Source organism: Glycomyces xiaoerkulensis, assembly GCF_002798405.1.
GTDB lineage: Bacteria > Actinomycetota > Actinomycetes > Mycobacteriales > Micromonosporaceae > Glycomyces > Glycomyces xiaoerkulensis.
In genome coordinates, this window is sequence record NZ_PGGV01000037.1 from 443,158 (window position 1) to 458,296 (window position 15,139).

General features: G+C 68.3%; 16 protein-coding genes. 4 read left to right on the top strand and 12 right to left on the bottom strand.

From position 1 onward, the window contains the following. The first annotated feature begins 189 nt into the window (after positions 1-189). Together CUT39_RS18360 and CUT39_RS18365 are read left to right on the top strand one after the other, a co-directional pair. A complete protein-coding gene (locus CUT39_RS18360) occupies positions 190-1,434 on the top strand; it encodes a hypothetical protein (protein ID WP_157930813.1) in 1,245 nt (414 codons plus the stop codon). Further along, positions 1,435-2,694 (top strand): hypothetical protein, encoded by a 1,260-nt coding sequence (locus tag CUT39_RS18365; RefSeq protein WP_100448890.1) that lies wholly within the window; start codon positions 1,435-1,437, stop codon positions 2,692-2,694. A 162-nt stretch (positions 2,695-2,856) separates the two neighbouring features. Here CUT39_RS18365 and CUT39_RS20550 read toward each other — a convergent pair whose 3' ends face one another. The 4 genes from CUT39_RS20550 to CUT39_RS18385 are packed head-to-tail and all read right to left on the bottom strand — an operon-like array spanning position 2,857 to position 5,759. Continuing rightward, positions 2,857-3,765, bottom strand: coding sequence for a hypothetical protein (locus tag CUT39_RS20550; RefSeq protein WP_157930814.1), 909 nt, complete (start codon positions 3,763-3,765; stop codon positions 2,857-2,859). 7 nt (positions 3,766-3,772) lie between these two features. Further along, positions 3,773-4,567, bottom strand: coding sequence for a hypothetical protein (locus CUT39_RS18375; protein WP_100448891.1), 795 nt, complete (start codon positions 4,565-4,567; stop codon positions 3,773-3,775). A gap of 6 nt (positions 4,568-4,573) precedes the next feature. Continuing rightward, on the bottom strand, positions 4,574-5,320 hold the full coding sequence (locus tag CUT39_RS18380; RefSeq protein ID WP_157930815.1) for a hypothetical protein: 747 nt from the start codon (positions 5,318-5,320) through the stop codon (positions 4,574-4,576). A gap of 34 nt (positions 5,321-5,354) precedes the next feature. Next, positions 5,355-5,759, bottom strand: coding sequence for a hypothetical protein (locus CUT39_RS18385; protein WP_100448893.1), 405 nt, complete (start codon positions 5,757-5,759; stop codon positions 5,355-5,357). A 275-nt stretch (positions 5,760-6,034) separates the two neighbouring features. Between CUT39_RS18385 and CUT39_RS18390 the strand changes: the two genes are divergently transcribed. Continuing rightward, positions 6,035-7,264, top strand: a complete 1,230-nt coding sequence (locus CUT39_RS18390; RefSeq protein WP_100448894.1) for a hypothetical protein — start codon at positions 6,035-6,037, stop codon at positions 7,262-7,264. Here the strand turns inward: CUT39_RS18390 and CUT39_RS18395 are convergent. The 8 genes from CUT39_RS18395 to CUT39_RS18430 form a co-directional block, all read right to left on the bottom strand. Beyond that, positions 7,261-7,605: a hypothetical protein gene (locus CUT39_RS18395; RefSeq protein WP_100448895.1), complete on the bottom strand. Its 345-nt coding sequence runs from the start codon at positions 7,603-7,605 to the stop codon at positions 7,261-7,263. The two genes, CUT39_RS18390 and CUT39_RS18395, sit on opposite strands and share 4 nt — an antisense overlap. Positions 7,606-7,620: 15 nt before the next feature. Then, positions 7,621-9,204, bottom strand: a complete 1,584-nt coding sequence (locus CUT39_RS18400; RefSeq protein ID WP_100448896.1) for a hypothetical protein — start codon at positions 9,202-9,204, stop codon at positions 7,621-7,623. A gap of 86 nt (positions 9,205-9,290) precedes the next feature. Further along, positions 9,291-10,034 carry a hypothetical protein gene (locus CUT39_RS18405; RefSeq protein ID WP_100448897.1) on the bottom strand — a complete coding sequence of 248 codons (744 nt, stop codon included), beginning with the start codon at positions 10,032-10,034 and terminating at the stop codon, positions 9,291-9,293. A 9-nt stretch (positions 10,035-10,043) separates the two neighbouring features. Further along, a complete protein-coding gene (locus CUT39_RS18410) occupies positions 10,044-10,346 on the bottom strand; it encodes a hypothetical protein (RefSeq protein WP_100448898.1) in 303 nt (100 codons plus the stop codon). Then, on the bottom strand, positions 10,343-11,041 hold the full coding sequence (locus CUT39_RS18415; RefSeq protein ID WP_100448899.1) for a hypothetical protein: 699 nt from the start codon (positions 11,039-11,041) through the stop codon (positions 10,343-10,345). The genes CUT39_RS18410 and CUT39_RS18415 overlap by 4 nt, the downstream gene beginning before the upstream one ends. Positions 11,042-11,143: 102 nt before the next feature. Beyond that, positions 11,144-11,974 carry a hypothetical protein gene (locus CUT39_RS18420; protein ID WP_100448900.1) on the bottom strand — a complete coding sequence of 277 codons (831 nt, stop codon included), beginning with the start codon at positions 11,972-11,974 and terminating at the stop codon, positions 11,144-11,146. Between the two features lie 204 nt (positions 11,975-12,178). Then, complete coding sequence (locus tag CUT39_RS18425) at positions 12,179-12,808, bottom strand: hypothetical protein (protein WP_157930816.1); 630 nt, start codon at positions 12,806-12,808, stop codon at positions 12,179-12,181. Between the two features lie 8 nt (positions 12,809-12,816). After that, positions 12,817-14,775: a hypothetical protein gene (locus CUT39_RS18430; protein WP_157930817.1), complete on the bottom strand. Its 1,959-nt coding sequence runs from the start codon at positions 14,773-14,775 to the stop codon at positions 12,817-12,819. 61 nt (positions 14,776-14,836) lie between these two features. On the opposite strand from CUT39_RS18430, the gene CUT39_RS18435 reads away from it, so the two are divergent. Next, entirely contained in the window at positions 14,837-15,112 is a 276-nt protein-coding gene (locus tag CUT39_RS18435) for a hypothetical protein (protein ID WP_100448964.1), read from the top strand. The last annotated feature ends 27 nt before the right edge of the window (positions 15,113-15,139 follow it).

A 15,139-nucleotide genomic window follows, 5' to 3' on the forward strand; every position in this document is an offset into this window, starting at 1 on the left:
TCGCGGAATCGGTGGGATCATCGTTGCCTACCGGGGATGGTATACGGAAGATGCTCACCGGCCCGCCCGCCGGGAGCCGCGACCGGCCATTCCGCGAGGCCGCATCGCGTGTGTTGCGACTTGCACGGACAGACTAAAGTGATGCCCGAGCGTCCCTCGAAGGTTCCGAATCCCCGAAAGCGACCTGGAATGTCCGAACCCGTTGGCGTAACACCGCAGCAGCTCTCCGATGCGGAACAGGAGCTGCGGGGCCAGGTGCCCTCCGCCGCCGAACTCCAGTCTCAGGCGAACGACGAAGGTCTCGACATGATGGCCTGGGGCGTCCCCGGAATGTTCATCTCGCCCGGCTACTACGAAGAAGTCGCCGAACTGCGGGAACTGTTCCGCATGATGAACGAGGGCCTGGAGGGCCACGCCGAGCGCCTCAAGGAGTGCCGGGAGTCCTGGGACACCACGGACCTGGAGAACGCCCGGGAGTTCAGCCAGCTCGACCCCGAAGGACTGGGCGACAGCATCGACTGGGGCGGTGACACCTTCACCGAGGAAGGAAACGACGTCACCTGGGGGCCCGCCTCCGTCGTCGACGGCGATTCCTGGACGCAGGCCCCCACCAAGGCGGTCACCGGCGGCCACACGGTTTACGGGAAGGTCCTGGCCGTCGGTCGGGCCGACGACGCCGGCGAGATGCTCAACGCCGTATCCGACCTGGCGGCGTCGACCGCCGCCTGGGGGAACGACATGGTCTCCCTCGCCACCAATCCGCTGTCGTTCCTGGTCAGCGCGGGCCTCGATTTCCTCATCTCGCTCATCCAGCCGGTCGACGATGCCCTCGGCATGGTCACCGGAAACGGTGAGCGCATGACCGCCGAGATCAACCGCTGGGAAGGAATCAAGGACGGCCTTCCCCCGATCGGGGAGGCGATCGCCAAGATCCCCGAGGGCATGATCAGCGAATGGTCCGGCGAGGACGGCGACCTGGCGCGGGAGAAGATCAAAGAATTCGCCGAGTCGGTGTTCGAACTCGGGGACATGGTCCAGGTGCTGCAGGGCCTGATGCAGCTTTGCGAACTCATCGCCACGCTGATCCGCAAGACGCTGCTCAACCTGATCAGCAAATGGGTCACCAAGCAGATCACCCAGTGGGCCGCGGCCACGGCGGCTTCGACGTTCACCTTCGGCGGGGCGGCCGCCGCACAGATGGCGAATTCGATCCGCTCGGCGCTCCAGACCACCGTCAACGCCATGCAGAAATACAAGCAGGCCGCCGACACGTTCATGCAGGCGCACAGCATCCTCTCGAAGGTCGCCCGGGTCCTGTCGGTCGCGGCGAAGCCGCTCTCCGAGGCCGGTTTCAAGACCGTGGGGATGGTGGGCACACTCGCCGGATCCGGCGGACCGAACACGAACGACATCGCCGACGGGTTCAACGGGTAGATGGCCGACCCACCGCCCCGGGACTCGAAGCGCGGATTCGGCGGCGCCGAGGACGTCGACGACGCGCCCGCATTCGCCTACCGCGACGCGGACGGCCGACGATACCGGCCGGAAGACGGTCCGCCGGTCCAATTCGCCTCCACAGCCGACCTGCGCCGTGGACGTTCGACCACGATGACGCCCGGCGAGGGCCGGGGCGTGCTGGAGGTGTTCGTGTGCACCTCCGAGTCGGCCGACGCCACCGGGATCCTGCTGGTCGACGGCGAACCGGTCGGCGCCGGCGACGGGCACTACCAGGTCGAGATTTCGGCCGGCGCCCACACGCTCGGGGTCCAGGGCGCCGACGCCGCCAGTGCGGCGTTCTCACTCGCCCCGGGCGAACGGATCCGCTACACCACCGGCCAAGGCGTAGCGGTCCGAAACCAGCTCGACTTCCGGACGCAGTTGTACCGCCTGAAGGACGGCCACGACCTGATGCCCGTCTTCGGTAGGTCGCAGGGGAACGCCGCCAACGGCGGGTGCCTCCTGGCCGTGTCCGGTGGCGTCGTCCTCGCCGGTGCGCTGCTCTGGGCGGTCCTGGCGCCCGAAGGCACCACCCAGGCGGTGGCCGCGATTGCGGTCCTGGTCGGCGTGGCGATGCTCGTCGGCGGCGCCGCCCTGGGCATCGGCACCACCCGCCGACTCCACAAGCGGGCGAAGGCGGCCCGCGTCGAACCGGTGCACCGCACCAGCGTCGGCGGGCCGGTCGCCTTCCCTGCGCCGGTCGACCTGCGTTCATGGCGCGGCGCTCGGAGGGGCGTCGCGATCGTGTTCGACCTCTATCTTTACCGGGTGACCCGCCGCCCCGACGGCCGCGCCGTCTACTCGGGTCGCGGTGAGCCGCTTGCGACGGCCCATGCCGGAGGCCTCCGATGCTGGATCGACGGCGTCCGGACCGAGTGCGACTGGTCCACGTGGTTCTATCCGCTGGCGGCCTCCGAGCACCGGTTCCGGATCGAGTACGGGCCCGATCCGCTCGACGGATCAGAAGCGGCGCACGAGTTCACGTTCAAGGTCAAGAACGTCGACGACATCGCGGTGCTGCACGTCCCGGTCCGCGTTTTCCGGATATGGGACGAGACCGCGCAGCGCCTCACCGGCTTTCCGCCGCAAGTGCGGCACCGGGTCTCGAAACTGGCGCGCCCGGCCGGGGGCCTGGGCGGTGCGCCCGTCGAACAGCAGGACGACTGGACGCCTCCCCGCGTCTGGGCCTGGGACTAAAGCACAACTGCGAGTCCGACGGATCCCTCGCCAACGAGCATGAACTGCGGCCGCGGGAGCCACGAACGAGTTGAGCATCAGGAGCGGACGCAGCACCGGCTCGAGCATCGCACGAACCTACCTCGGGCCGACGGCGTTGGCGTCGGCCCGAGGGTCGGGTGCCTACGCGTAGGGGTCGTCCTCCTCGTTTCCGATGCCCCAGACGTCGTCGTCTTCGGTGAGCCAACTGTCCTGGCCCTCGGCTTCCTGGCCGGAACCGCCGCCCATGCCGCGGCCACCGCCCATCATGCCCATACCGCCTGCACGGCCGCCGGCACCCGCGCCTCTGCCTCCACCGGTTCCGGCTCCGGAGCCGGAACCCTTCATGCCTCCTGCGCCACGGCCGCCCGTACCGGCACCGGCGCCCGCTCCGCGGCCCATGCCGCCGCCGGCGCCAACCATGCCGGCACCGCCGCTGCCGCCACCGATACCAGAGCCACCGCCGATGCCCGAACCACCGCCGACACCGCCGCCTCCACCGACGCCGGAACCACCGCCGAAGCCCGAACCACCACCGAGACCACCGCCGCCACTGGCGAGGCCGCCGCCGATGTCGTCGGGATCGGAGATGTTGGAGCTCCACGGACTCTCGTCGTCAAGCCCGACGTCACTGCCGGAACTGTAATCTCCGAGGCCCGAGCCGGATCCGCCCACACCGCCGGAGCCGATGCCCCCGCCCGAACCGAGATCCGAAAGGCTCGGGGCCGCTCCCGGGTTGTTGTTGAAGTCGCTCATCCCTCCGGTCGAGGGCGAACCGGGGCTCGGCGCACCGGACAGGCCCGGCGAAGGATCGACCTGTTCGCCGTCCGCGATCGGTGCAGGAGACTCCGATTCGTTGCCGAACTGGAGGCGGCTGGCGTCGGTCTTGGCGTTCTGACGCCGATTGACGATGTCGTCGACCTGATCCTGCGCCTCGTCGTTGTACTCCTGCATCGTTTCTTCGCCGGCGTTGGCGATCCTGTCCTGGGATTCCAGGCGAGCGATCTCTCTCGCTTCTTCGAGGCTTAGCTCGTTTGCTCCGACTTGTCCCATATGCTATTCACCTCGCCAAGTTGTCAGCGGCCGTCGATCCGGAACCGGTGATATACTGGGAACTTCCCCCTACATCGACCAGAGTCTCCGCCCGGGTCTCGATGCGTTCACGCTCTTCCTGCGCAAACGACGCTCCCTCCGACACCAGCACCTCCGCAATCTCATCGCCGCCTTCGAAGATCTCGCAATCCCCCGAATGCCACGGCGGCCGGACGTGCAGCTTGTAGTCGTCGCAGCAGCCGGACTCATCGTTCACCAGATTGAAGCCAGCGGGCGGGAACGGCGTCTCTCCAGTCTCCAGTGCCTGGTGCGTCCGGAGGTTCGAAGCCGCCTCGGTGAGTTCGTCGGACAGATCGGTGATCTTGTCGCGGGTGCTGCCCAGATTTGTAAGGGTAGTGTTCATGTTCTCTTCGAGATCGTCGAAATCGTCGCCGACCCAACTATTTGCCACATTAGTGGTGGCTTCACGAAGGTCCTCCTGGATGAGTTTCAAATGACTCTCCGCCAGTTCTTCCCAGGTATCGGCTATCGGCTGGATCGCATGTTCGTCCGGCGGCCGGATCGCATTCATGACCATGTCGAAGGTCGACTGGGTCGGCGTCACATAGGGATTGGCGTCATGCGGCAGCGTGAACGTGACGTCCGGGTCGGGTAGTCCGGACATCAGCGCTTCGTAGGACTCTTCTGCATCGGTGCGGCCGAGCGTGCAGCCATCCTTGCTGCACTGAGTTTGAGCGCCGCCATAGTAGTCGACCTCATGTGTATCAAGGCCGTCATGCTGCTCAATATCCTCTTCGCCCATCGTCGGTCACTCCTCGAGTTTGGTGGTGATGGTTTCGTCCAAGCCGGGCAGGTACTCCGACTCGAACCAGTCGGCAAGTTCCGGCGGGGTGAACTCGTAGGTGGGGTCCTCGAATGTTTCCATATTGCTGAGGGCCAATCCGTCCGTTACTCCCGGATCCGGGCGATAGCCGATCTCGATGTAGACGAAGTAGGAATCCTTGAGGTACATCGCCCGGGTGGCGTTCCCGGATCCGACCGAGGCTAGAACAGCTCCCCGGTCCCAGTCGCCCGAGATTTCCCGGTCGACAACTTGCTCCTTATCGGGGCGCTCGCGAAGCTGCTGGGCTGCATCGTCGTAGGTGTCCTGGTAGGCGTCCGCGGCCTCGTCGGCGCCGCTGTACGGTGCCAATACCATGTAGACCCAACCGTTGCGATCCCTATCTTCGCTCTCATCGTCAGAGTAATCGGGAAAGTAGAAGCTGAAGTTGCACTTCAGCGCACCGGGGAAGTTGCCCTCGTTCATTCCCAGATGATTGGGACCCTCGTCGTACTCGGCGATGTGCAACTGCTCCGAGAGCGCATCGGGGTCGAGCACCTCGCACACGTCGGTCCACCCCTGGATCGCCGAGGAAGTGGAATCGACCTCGTTTTCTTCGGAGGTCGGACCATCGGAGTCGGCTGCCCCGCCGGAACATGCCGAGACGAGTAGCGCCAAGCCAACGATCCCGACCGCGGTTCGTTGTCGGCGATTGCCTGTGATCTGCACGCTCACTGCCTTTCTGCCAGAGGCCCCGGGGAGGGGACCCCTACTCGGGAATGTTGTTTCCTCCGAGGTCGTTGTAGTCCGCCGGTGAATTGTCCGTACCGCCTTCGTCCGACGTCGAGTGAATCCCTTCCAAGCTGACGACGTTGAGCTCGGTGAGGTCCGCTTCTTCGGTCAGCTCGTACCCCTCGAGTGCCTGTTCGGTGACGTCGATCATGCCCTTGAGCGTCGCCTTCAGGTTCTGGATGTCCATCCAGATGTTGTTGAAGTCCTGCTCGTACTCCCCGGCCTTCCCGGCCTCGTCGGTGAGCCCGAATGCGGGTGCGTAGCTGAGCACGCCCTCCTTCATCAGGGGGATGATCTCACCTTCGATGTATTCAAGCTCGGCTTCGAGCACCGCCTTGTAGTGGTTGACCTCGTCCGGGTCGAAGTCGCGCTGATCGGGCATCGGTGGCTCCTCCGGGGATTGCGCGTTCGGGGTCGTCTTCGGATTCAGATTAGCAGGGTTCGGCAAACCGCACGTTTCTGAAGGTTCTCCCCCCAGAGCGGGTGAACGTGCTGGACCTGCGGTCGGCGCATCGGACCCGTCGCAGGGCCGCAGCTCGTAGTACGAGGTGTGTGAGCTCCGAGGTGCAGCGGGGAACGGCGCGCGATGGTTCAATACTGGAACCCGCGTTCCGTGAACTCGGTCGAAGAGCACGATCTGAGGTGAGCATGTCGGAAATGGATCCGGGCCGTCGGTTCCAGGGCGCCTGGAAGTTGGACACCGAGCCGCGGGCGGCCTATCGGGATGCGGACGGGCGGGCGTTCGCCGGGGAGCGCCCTGACCTGATCCGCTTCGAGCCAGCCGTATCATTCCGGGCCGGGGAATCGCAGTCGGTGCAGCCACCGCCTGGACACGGCCTGCTGGACGTGCTCGTCTGCACCGATCCCGCCTGCGGCGGCACCGGAGTCCTGCTGCTCGACGGCGAGGTCGTCGGGGCCGGGGACGGTCGCTACCAGGTGGCCGTCGAACCCGGGCCCCATCGTTTGGAGGTGCAGGGGGCCGACGCGTCGAGCACGGAGTTCACCTCGCGGACCGGCGAGCGGGTGTGCTTCACCAGCGGCCACGGGGTGTCCGTTCGGCACCTGACCGGGTTCCACACGCGGCTGTACCGGGTCACGGAGGGCTCGGACTTCCTGCCGCAGATCAACCGGGAGGCCGCGCGGAGCGCGAGCGTGGGGTGCCTGGTGACGATCGTGAGCCTGGTGGCGCTCTTGGTCGCGGCCGTGTGGGCCGCGCTGACCGGCAGCCAGGTCGCCGATTTCGCGGCCGGGACCGCGGTGCTGCTCAGCGCGGTCGGCCTCATGACCGGCGTGGCGATGGGGGTCCGCACCACCCACCGGCTGCACCGCGAGGCCGAGTCCGCCCGCATCGCGGTGCGCCGCGAACGCGATCCGGCCTCGTGCCTGGCCGCGGCGGCGGTCGGGTTTCCGTCACCGAACGATCTGCGCCGATGGGGTCGCTCCGTCTCGGGCGCGGCGCTGGTGTTCGACCTGATGCTGTTCCGGGTCATCCGCGGCCCGGACGGCGAGGTCGCCTACACCGGCGATGCTTCCGAACTGGCGCTCAGCCATGCCGGGCGGCTCCGGACCCGGATCGACGGCGTCGAGGTGCCGTGCGACTGGGCCACCTGGCACTATCCACTCGACGAAGGGCCCCACCGGTTCGCGATCGAATACGGTCCGGACGGGCTCGGCGGGACCGCCCGCCACGAGTTCACGCTCGATGTCCGAGGGTTGAGCATCGTGTACGTGCCGGTGCGGGTGTTCCGGATCTGGGACCCGGTCCGGCGCGAGCTCACCGGCCGCGAGCCGGAGATCACCCACTCCCTGACCGCCGACGGCGTCGCCGATGTGACCCGTCTGGACTGGATGCCCACGCGGCTGTGGCCCGGCCGACCGGCTCTCTAGCTGTAGATGTCGTCGCCTTGGAGCCTCGGGATCTGCTGGGCCAGCCAGTCGTCCACCGCTCCGTCGTTCTCGATCGCGGTCTGGAGCCCGGAGATCATGCCGTGCAGGGTGCCCCGCAGGTACTGCAGATTGCGCCAGGTGGTGGCGTGGAATTCGGCGTACTGGCCCGAGGCGTTCTCGTAGGCGCCCGGGACCGAGCCGAAGGCGGGCGCCTTCTTCAGGGTGCCGTCGCGCAGCGACGGGATGATCTCCTGCTCCAGCTCGTCGAGCAGTTCGCCCAGGAACTGCTGGTAGCGTTCCAGGGCGGCCGGGTCGAACGTGCGGGTGCGCTGCATCGCCATCTCGCTTGACTCCTTTTAGGCGTAGGGGTCGTCGTCCTCGCTGACGAAGCCCCACATGTTCTTGTCCTCGGTCAGGTCAACGTCGGCCTCGTGGTCCTCGTCGCTCGACTGGCCGCCCCGCATGCCGCCGCCGGCGCCGCCCATCATCCCGGTCATGCCGCCCCGCGGGGCCGCGCCCCCGGCGCCACCACCGGCCGCCGTCCCGGCCATGCCCGCGGCGCCGGCGCCCGTCGCGGCCGGGCCCGGGCCGCCGCCCGCGGCCCCAGGGGCTCCGCCGGTGGTCGGACCGGACCCGCCGACGCCGCCGAAACCGCCTCCGACTCCGCCGCCACCCGGCCCGCCGCTGGCCAGGCCGCCGGGCTCGTCGTCATCGTCGGACCCGCCGGGCGGGCCGTCCCCTTCCGGCGGCTGGCTCTCCGGCGGTTCGAGCGACGGGTCCTCGGTCGACTCCGGCGAGGCGGTCCCGGTCGGGTGCTCCATCGACGGCGGATCCAAATCCATGTAGGCCTGGTCGGCCACGCTCGGGTACGGCTTGTCGCTCGAGGTCGTCCTCACCGACTGCTGCTCGGAGTCGTTGTCGGCGTTGCGCTGTTCGATGTCCTCGTCGACGCCCTGCTGGCGCCCGTCGTACTCCTGCCAGTTCTGCTCGACCACCCCGCCGTAGGCGTCCGCCGCGTCGGCGACCGCCATCCGCTTGGCCTCCTCGATGGTGATGCCCTTGGGGTCGAGCCCGTCGCGTTCGATGTTGGCCGGGTTCTCGTAGTAGTCGACGTAGTGCTCGACCCGCTCGTCGATGTAGTCGATGATCTCGGTGCCCAGCTCCGGGTCGGCTCCGGCCAGGGCGAGGACGTGCTCGGCGTCCTGGCAGGTGTGCTGGATGCAGTCGCCGTGCCACCAGGCGGGCCTGACGTGGACGGAAACCCAACTGTGCCACTCGCCGTCGATCCAGAACCGGGCCGCGGGGAAGGGGATCTCCCCCAGATCGCCGCCCTGGAGGGTGTAGATCGTCTCCTGCAGTTCCTGGAGCTGGGCGACGGTGCCGTCGATGTCCTCGACGATGTCGTCGACGAGCCCGCGGGTCTCGGTGCAGACCTGCTCGAAGGCTTCGAAGTCGCTGCCGGACCAGCCTTCGCCGAGGTCGCTCAGTTCGGACTTGATCCGCTCCGGCCAGTCGGCGAGCTTGCCGGCGACCTCCTCGGTCCAGCCGGCGCGCAGCCGCTCCAGGGAGTGCTCGTCGGCGTACTCGGGGCGGACGGCGGCCACCGCCGCCCGGAAGTCGGCCTCGGTCGGGTACGCCATGTCGTGGGCGCGCGGCTTCAGCCGGTAGAGCTGGTCCCGGACGGGGACCGCCGAGACGAGCTGCTGCCAGGACTCCTCGGCCGGGTGGTAGAGCGGATTGCCGCACTCGGGATTCGAGCACGGTTTGCGCCACTGTGCCGGGAGGACGTCGACGTTGTCCGGGAGCGTCTCCGCGCCGCTGGTCGCGGTCGTCAGGTCGTTCCTCTCGGTGTCGACGTCACCGAACGCGGGGGTACCGCCCGAGGCGACGGCGGCGTCGAGCCCATCGTATTCTTCCGGCTCGAACTGCTGGTCACTCATGGCGCGCTCACCTCGCCGAGGGTGGGGGGACTGCCTTCGGCTCCACGGTAGCAACCCGGCGCCAGATTCACCGGTTCGCTGGGCGGCTACCGCTCGTCGTCCTCAAGGGCCTCTTCAAGGTCGACGACGGCGTCGAATCCGGGACGGTCCGAGCGGTCCGTATAGGACGCCAGCGCGCGCACCATCCTCGGCAGGCGCGCCCCGGACAGGACCGGTGGCGGGCCTTCGGCCTCTTCTGACGATCGGTCGGCGGCTTTGGCTTCGATCCTGCCGGCGAGATGCCGGGCGCTGTCGCTCATCGCGGCGGCGGCTCGTTCGCAGTCCTGGCGGAGCGCCGGTGCCCCGGCGGCGCTGCCGGGGTCGCGGAGCGCGGCGAGGTAGGCGTCGAAGCATGCTTGGACCTCTCTGGCGGACGCGGCCATGTGCGAGCAGTAGGCCGCCATGGAGGTCCCGAGTTCCACCAGGCGGACGCCGTTCCGGGTCGCTTCGGCGGCGAGCCGGTCCAGCCGGTCGGCGACCTCGTCCGAGGCGTCGCCGAACGCCCCCGCGTCGGCTCCTTTCCAATGCTCGTCGGTGACGGTCCGGGCGCGGTCGGCGAGCTTCTCGGAGGCGGCCCGCTGGCGTTCGGCGAGTTGGATCCATTTCGCGCCGGCTTTGATGACGTCACCGGGGTTGCCTTGGTTGCGGTGGAGGTCGGCGGCCAGTTCCCGGACCGGGCCGCCGAAGACGAGGGCGGGCGCCGCGATCGAGACCGAGGCGTCCTTGGCGGCCCGCTCGGACCACGACGAGATCTTCTCGCCGAGTTCGAACAGCTCCTCTCCGGTCGACATCGCTGGCTCCTATTCGCGGCCGAACGCGTCGGAGTTGTCGGCGTCGGTCGCCTCCCAGGCCGCGGCGCAGGCGACGACCGCGCCGCGGATCTCGCGCAACCGGTCGGCGACGGCCGCCATGGATTCGGCGGCCTCGGCGACGGCGGCGGCGTTGGACGCGGACGCCGCCCGGGTCATTTCGGCGCCGAGGGCGGGCTGCGCCGAGGACAGTTCGGGCAGGATCGCGGCGGCCTCCTCGACCGCGCCGATGACGTGGGTATCCAGGTCGGCGCCGAGCCGGCGCACGAACTCGGCGTCGAACACGATGTTCATTCGTTGCCTTCCTTTCGCCGCAGGGTTTCGGCGGCCTCGGTGGCCCGGTCGATGATCCTGGACCCGGCGCGGCCGGCGCGTTCGCCGGATTCGGCCGGATCCATCGTGATCCGCGTCCGCTCGCCGAGCCGGGTCCGGGCCCGTGCGAGCAGTTCGGTGAGGGTCCGGCCGAGTCCGGCGGCGCCGCGCCGGCGGGCCCGTCCGCGGATGCGGACGGCGGTGATGATCCGTTCGGTGCCGGTGGTGACGCTGACGTCTCCGTCGGCGGTGGTGGCGGTGGCTTCGGCGCCCGCGGCCCGGGCGGGCGGTTCGGCGCTGCGGCGCATGTGGTCGAGTGTGGCGCCGAGCGCGGCGGCGAGGGTCGCGTCGTGTTCGGAGGAACGGATGGTCGGCGCCGGGGGCGCCTCGATGCCGAGGCGGCGGCGCATCGCGTCGTCGAAGGCCTCGAAGCCGCCGGAGGCCATCGTCCGCTGCAACCGGGCGACCGCGTCGGCGCCGTCGGCGACGGCCCGCCGGTCGGCATCGTCCGGCGCCGGCAGGTGAGCGGCGAGCTCGACGATGCGGCGGGCCAGGTCTCCGGCGCGCAGACCGAGGCCGGCGTCGGACAGCTCGACCGCCACCGATCCGTCGGTGCCGAGTCGCAGGGTCACCTGCTCGTCGGCGTCGGTCAGGGTGCGTTCCCGGGCCCCGTCCACCTCGCTCCTCTTCTTTATCGCAACAGCCCGTCCGACGATATCCGAACATCGGTCAAATCGGGGCGGGTCGAGCTCCTGCCGCGAGGTCTGGGAGCCGGAGCGCTATTCGGGGGCGCCGCGGGAGGTTTCGGCGCCTTCGCGCTGGACCGGTTCGGGGGCCTCCGCCTCGCCGTTGCCGTTCTCCAGGGGCCACACGGTGGCCTCGACCGAACCGACCAGTTCGAGCGGGCCGACCAGCGATGCGGTGCGGGCGACGGTGAAGTCCTCGAGCGCCAGCAGGCTGATGCCGCCGCGGCTCTGGGCCACGGCGGCGTAGAAGGCGCCGGTGCCGCGGTCCTGGAAGACCCAGCCGGGGCGGGTGTCGGTGGGGATGGTGGGCACGCCGCTGTGCTGCCGGCTCAGGTTCGTCGTCGCGGCGGTGTCGGGGGCGAACGGCGGGGAGCTGGGGCGCGGTTCGGGCGCGGGCATGGCCCCGCTGGGTTCGACGGGCAGTTCGGTGCGGTCGGGCACCTGGTAGCGGGTGGGGTCGCCGGAGACCGGGATCGGCGGCGGCGCGACCGGCTGGTCGGACTCGGAGATGAGCGCGCGCACTTCGACCCGGCCGGCAAGGTGGTTGACGGCGACGACGCCGACTCCCAGGGCGAGCAGGTCGATGCCGACCGCGAGCAGCACGCGCAGGTTGGGGTCGAGGCCGGTGCCGACGCGCGCGAGGGAGAACAGCCCGGCGGCGAGCGCGAACACGATCAGGCCGAACATGGCCCCGGCGAGGGCCGGGCCGCGGCCCACGCGCGGACGCGGGGCAGAGGGCCACTTCTCGGCGGCGCGGACGCTCCCCAGGGCCGCCGCCGCGAGCGCGGCCAGCACCAGGCCGGCTACGGCGAAGGCGATCGCCGCGACGGTGAGCCGTCCGGCGATGTCATCGAGGTTCTCCACATAGGCCTCCGCTGGCGCGCGAGTGGTGCTGTCGGCATCTATTCTGCTTGGCGCTGCCGACATCGAGACTAGGAAACCGGCGTTTCCGAGTCTAGTGTCGGATGGTCGACAGCCTGTAACCGGATGCGGACCAGACGTCCGGGCCCAGCACGGTCCGGTTGACGCCTCGTCGGGGTGGGCCCGGTCCGCTCACGGGCCGTCCGGTCAGAAGTCGGCCGACAGGGCGCCCATATGCGCGGTGAAGATCTCGTAGGCCGACTCACGGTACTGCTCGAGTTCGCTCCCGTCGGAGTCGGGCACGAAGAACTGGATCTTGTGTTCCACGACGGCCGTGGGCAACTGCGCTTCGAACAGGAAGTCGTAGTGGTAGGCGCCCTCGTCGGCTCCCTCAACGGCGGATTCGGGCCATCCTTCGGGGGCTCCCGGGTACACCTCGGCCCCGTCGTGCGTCAGGTACTCCTCCACCGGGCGGTCGGGCTCGTACGACGGGTAGCCGTAGTTCTCGGGCTCGAGGATCCACGTAAGGCTCACATCATTGCGGCCGACCGCCCCGAGTTCCGCCGCCGCCGACCAGTCGGCCGGTTCGATGTAGCAGCGTTCGGCGAATTCGCCGGCGGGATCTTCGTTGGCATCGATGTAGTCGAGCTCGTCGTCGTACGGCATGGCGGTCGCCTCGAGCAGCGAGTCGCAGATCGATCCGAGCGCCGCGGGGGGCGTCGGCGACTCGGTCGTAGCCGAGGGCTCGTCGGAGTGGGTCGGCGAGGGCGAGTCTTCCGGCTGCTCGCCTCCGCTGCAGCCGGCCAGTCCGATCAATCCGGCGACCGCTCCAGCCATCAGGTGCCTCATTCGCCTTCCAGTTCTGTCGCGTAGTCCTGGTCGCCGGGGTCGTCGCCGCCCGGGCTGGTGTCGGTGACGTACGAGGGCGCTCCCGGAATCGGGACCTCCCATCCGCTGCGGTCGGTGTCCTGGACCCAGTTCTGGGTATGCCCGGGCGCTTCACCTTCGTCCCAGTTGAAGCTCTCGAACAGGGCCATCTGCTCCTCATCGGTCTCGGCGTACGCCTCGGCGGCGCCCCTGACCTGTTCTCCGGCCGTGTAAAGCCGAGCGCAAGCGGTCTTCAGAAAGCCGTGGAACTCGTCCACCAGCCCCTTGACCTTCGGGTCCGCCCGGCCTTCCTCCCCCGATTCATCCGCCAGCGATCCGTCGGCGGCGCGGACCTCGCCCAACTTGTCGATGACAGGGTCCTCATAGGTTGACGCGGCCTCGAAACAGCGGTCGGCGACCTTCAGGATCTCATCGACGTCCGCCGAGTAGCCGGTCCCCAGTCTGGTCCCGTTGCCGTCGCCGCTGTTCTCGGTGATGTCGTACATCTCCAGGTTGAAGCTGTCGATCCCGAAAACGGTGTCGCGGAGCTCGTGGACACCGAGGTTGTAGTCGTTCTCCAGGCCGAGGAGATCTCCCTTGTGATCCTCGATCAAATCCCAGACCTTTTCCACGACCTCCTCGACCGTGTGCGCGTACTCGACGGTCTTGGTCTCCGGTGCGAAGTTGGAGCCGGCGATTCCTATCAGGCTGAGGCCCGCACCACCTGCCGCCAGCCACGGAGCGATCGGCCCCGTGATCGCGAGAGCGGTTCCCACGCCTGAGAACGTCTGCCAGACGCCGTCGAGGTCGTGGGTGATCGTCTGGGTCTCGTCGAGCGCCTTGGTGGCCTTGTTCAGCAGGTCGAGGTCTCCGGCTCGACCCTGTTGGATGATGGTGCCCCGGGCCGCATACAGGTTGGAGATCCGGCCGGCTATCCCGGCCTGGTTCGCCAGTGTGGGATTGACCGAGGTGAAGAAACCGTCCTTGGCGGCATCAGCGGCCAGACCGGTCCAGTGCTGGTACCAGACCGGATCCATGCCGTCTTTGCCGGCGAGGAAGGCCGCGTCCTCGGTCAGGTCGGCGTTGCTGGCGGCTTGGATGTCGAATTCCATGTCCGACTGGCCGCCGGACACCAGCCCCAGGTGACCGCCGATGGTCAGCAGCGCTTCCTGTGCGGCTTCGATCTTTCTCTGGTCGTGTGCGTCGAACTTCGGAAGCTCATTGAGGATGGCGCTGCCTTCTCCATGGGCCCAGTACTCGACATTCCGCATCATCGACGGCATGCCGCAGTAGATTCCGTCGGGGTATGCGATGTCGTTGCCGTAGTCGTCGTGCCAGGTCATGGGAGGCAGCGGCTTGCCCGGCGAGTTGGTTTCGCCGGCGCATTCGGGGACGTCGCCTTCCTGGCCGCCTTCGGCCCAGGCAACGACCTCGCACTCGCCGTAGATGAAGTGGGTCTTGTTGACTTCACTCCAGTAGTCCCAGGAGTTCTCGCCGTACGGAGCCCGGTGACGGTGGAATCCGGTGGGGAAATCGTATTTGAAGCTGCCGATGTCGAGCGCGACCCGCTCCTGCCATCGCTTGGTCAGTGCTTTCCTGAAGTCGCCGACGGCGCCCTCGAGCGTGTCGTAGAAGCTGGTGTCGTAAATGATGTCGTCGCCCATGTGGGTCCTCGGGGTGGAGTGCGGCGCCCCGATCACCATACGCGGTCCCGTCCGGCACGCACCGGACCGCACCGTCGGAGCCCCCTCTCGATCGGTGTCGGATTCCCGACACTGTGTGACCGGCGACGGGTCATTGAAAGAACCGGCCCATCGGGGTTCACTTGTCAGTAGCCGGTTCCGCGGTAGCGCATCGGGCCGACGATGGTGCATTGAGTCAGGGGCCGGGCCTATGATGAACTCAGACCCCGCGACGGGTTGGGAGACAAGATACATGAGTGAAACTTGCGTTACTTGAGGTCCGTGTGGCTTCTGTGACGAGATGGGACTGACGACGATGAAAGAGACTCTCTGGACGGTGATAGCGCAGGTCCAAGCGCAGGATGCCCAGATCAACACCCAGGGCATCATCAGCTTCTTCCTGAGCCGCATCGCGCCGATCCTGCTCGCCATCCTCGGTCTCATCTTCATCGCCCGCGCCAACAAGGGCGAAGTCAGCCGAGTCCTGACATCGTCGACCATCGCCCTCCTCGGCATCGCCTTCATCGCCGGAGCCGTCGTGCTGGTGGCCGTGGGCGGCGGCCTCGTCGACGTGCTGTTCAGCGAGGAATAACCGCCGGCCCCCGCTCCGCTCCCGAGC

Coding starts and splice junctions, on each gene's coding strand:
- CUT39_RS18405 (WP_100448897.1), bottom strand. CDS start 10,034: ATGTCGACCGGAGAGGAGCTGTTCGAACTCGGCGAGAAGATCTCGTCG.
- CUT39_RS18425 (WP_157930816.1), bottom strand. CDS start 12,808: ATGGCTGGAGCGGTCGCCGGATTGATCGGACTGGCCGGCTGCAGCGGA.
- CUT39_RS18390 (WP_100448894.1), top strand. CDS start 6,035: ATGGATCCGGGCCGTCGGTTCCAGGGCGCCTGGAAGTTGGACACCGAG.
- CUT39_RS18395 (WP_100448895.1), bottom strand. CDS start 7,605: ATGGCGATGCAGCGCACCCGCACGTTCGACCCGGCCGCCCTGGAACGC.
- CUT39_RS18400 (WP_100448896.1), bottom strand. CDS start 9,204: ATGAGTGACCAGCAGTTCGAGCCGGAAGAATACGATGGGCTCGACGCC.
- CUT39_RS18375 (WP_100448891.1), bottom strand. CDS start 4,567: ATGGGCGAAGAGGATATTGAGCAGCATGACGGCCTTGATACACATGAG.
- CUT39_RS18430 (WP_157930817.1), bottom strand. CDS start 14,775: ATGTATCTTGTCTCCCAACCCGTCGCGGGGTCTGAGTTCATCATAGGC.
- CUT39_RS18360 (WP_157930813.1), top strand. CDS start 190: ATGTCCGAACCCGTTGGCGTAACACCGCAGCAGCTCTCCGATGCGGAA.
- CUT39_RS20550 (WP_157930814.1), bottom strand. CDS start 3,765: ATGGGACAAGTCGGAGCAAACGAGCTAAGCCTCGAAGAAGCGAGAGAG.
- CUT39_RS18385 (WP_100448893.1), bottom strand. CDS start 5,759: ATGCCCGATCAGCGCGACTTCGACCCGGACGAGGTCAACCACTACAAG.
- CUT39_RS18435 (WP_100448964.1), top strand. CDS start 14,837: ATGAAAGAGACTCTCTGGACGGTGATAGCGCAGGTCCAAGCGCAGGAT.
- CUT39_RS18365 (WP_100448890.1), top strand. CDS start 1,435: ATGGCCGACCCACCGCCCCGGGACTCGAAGCGCGGATTCGGCGGCGCC.
- CUT39_RS18410 (WP_100448898.1), bottom strand. CDS start 10,346: ATGAACATCGTGTTCGACGCCGAGTTCGTGCGCCGGCTCGGCGCCGAC.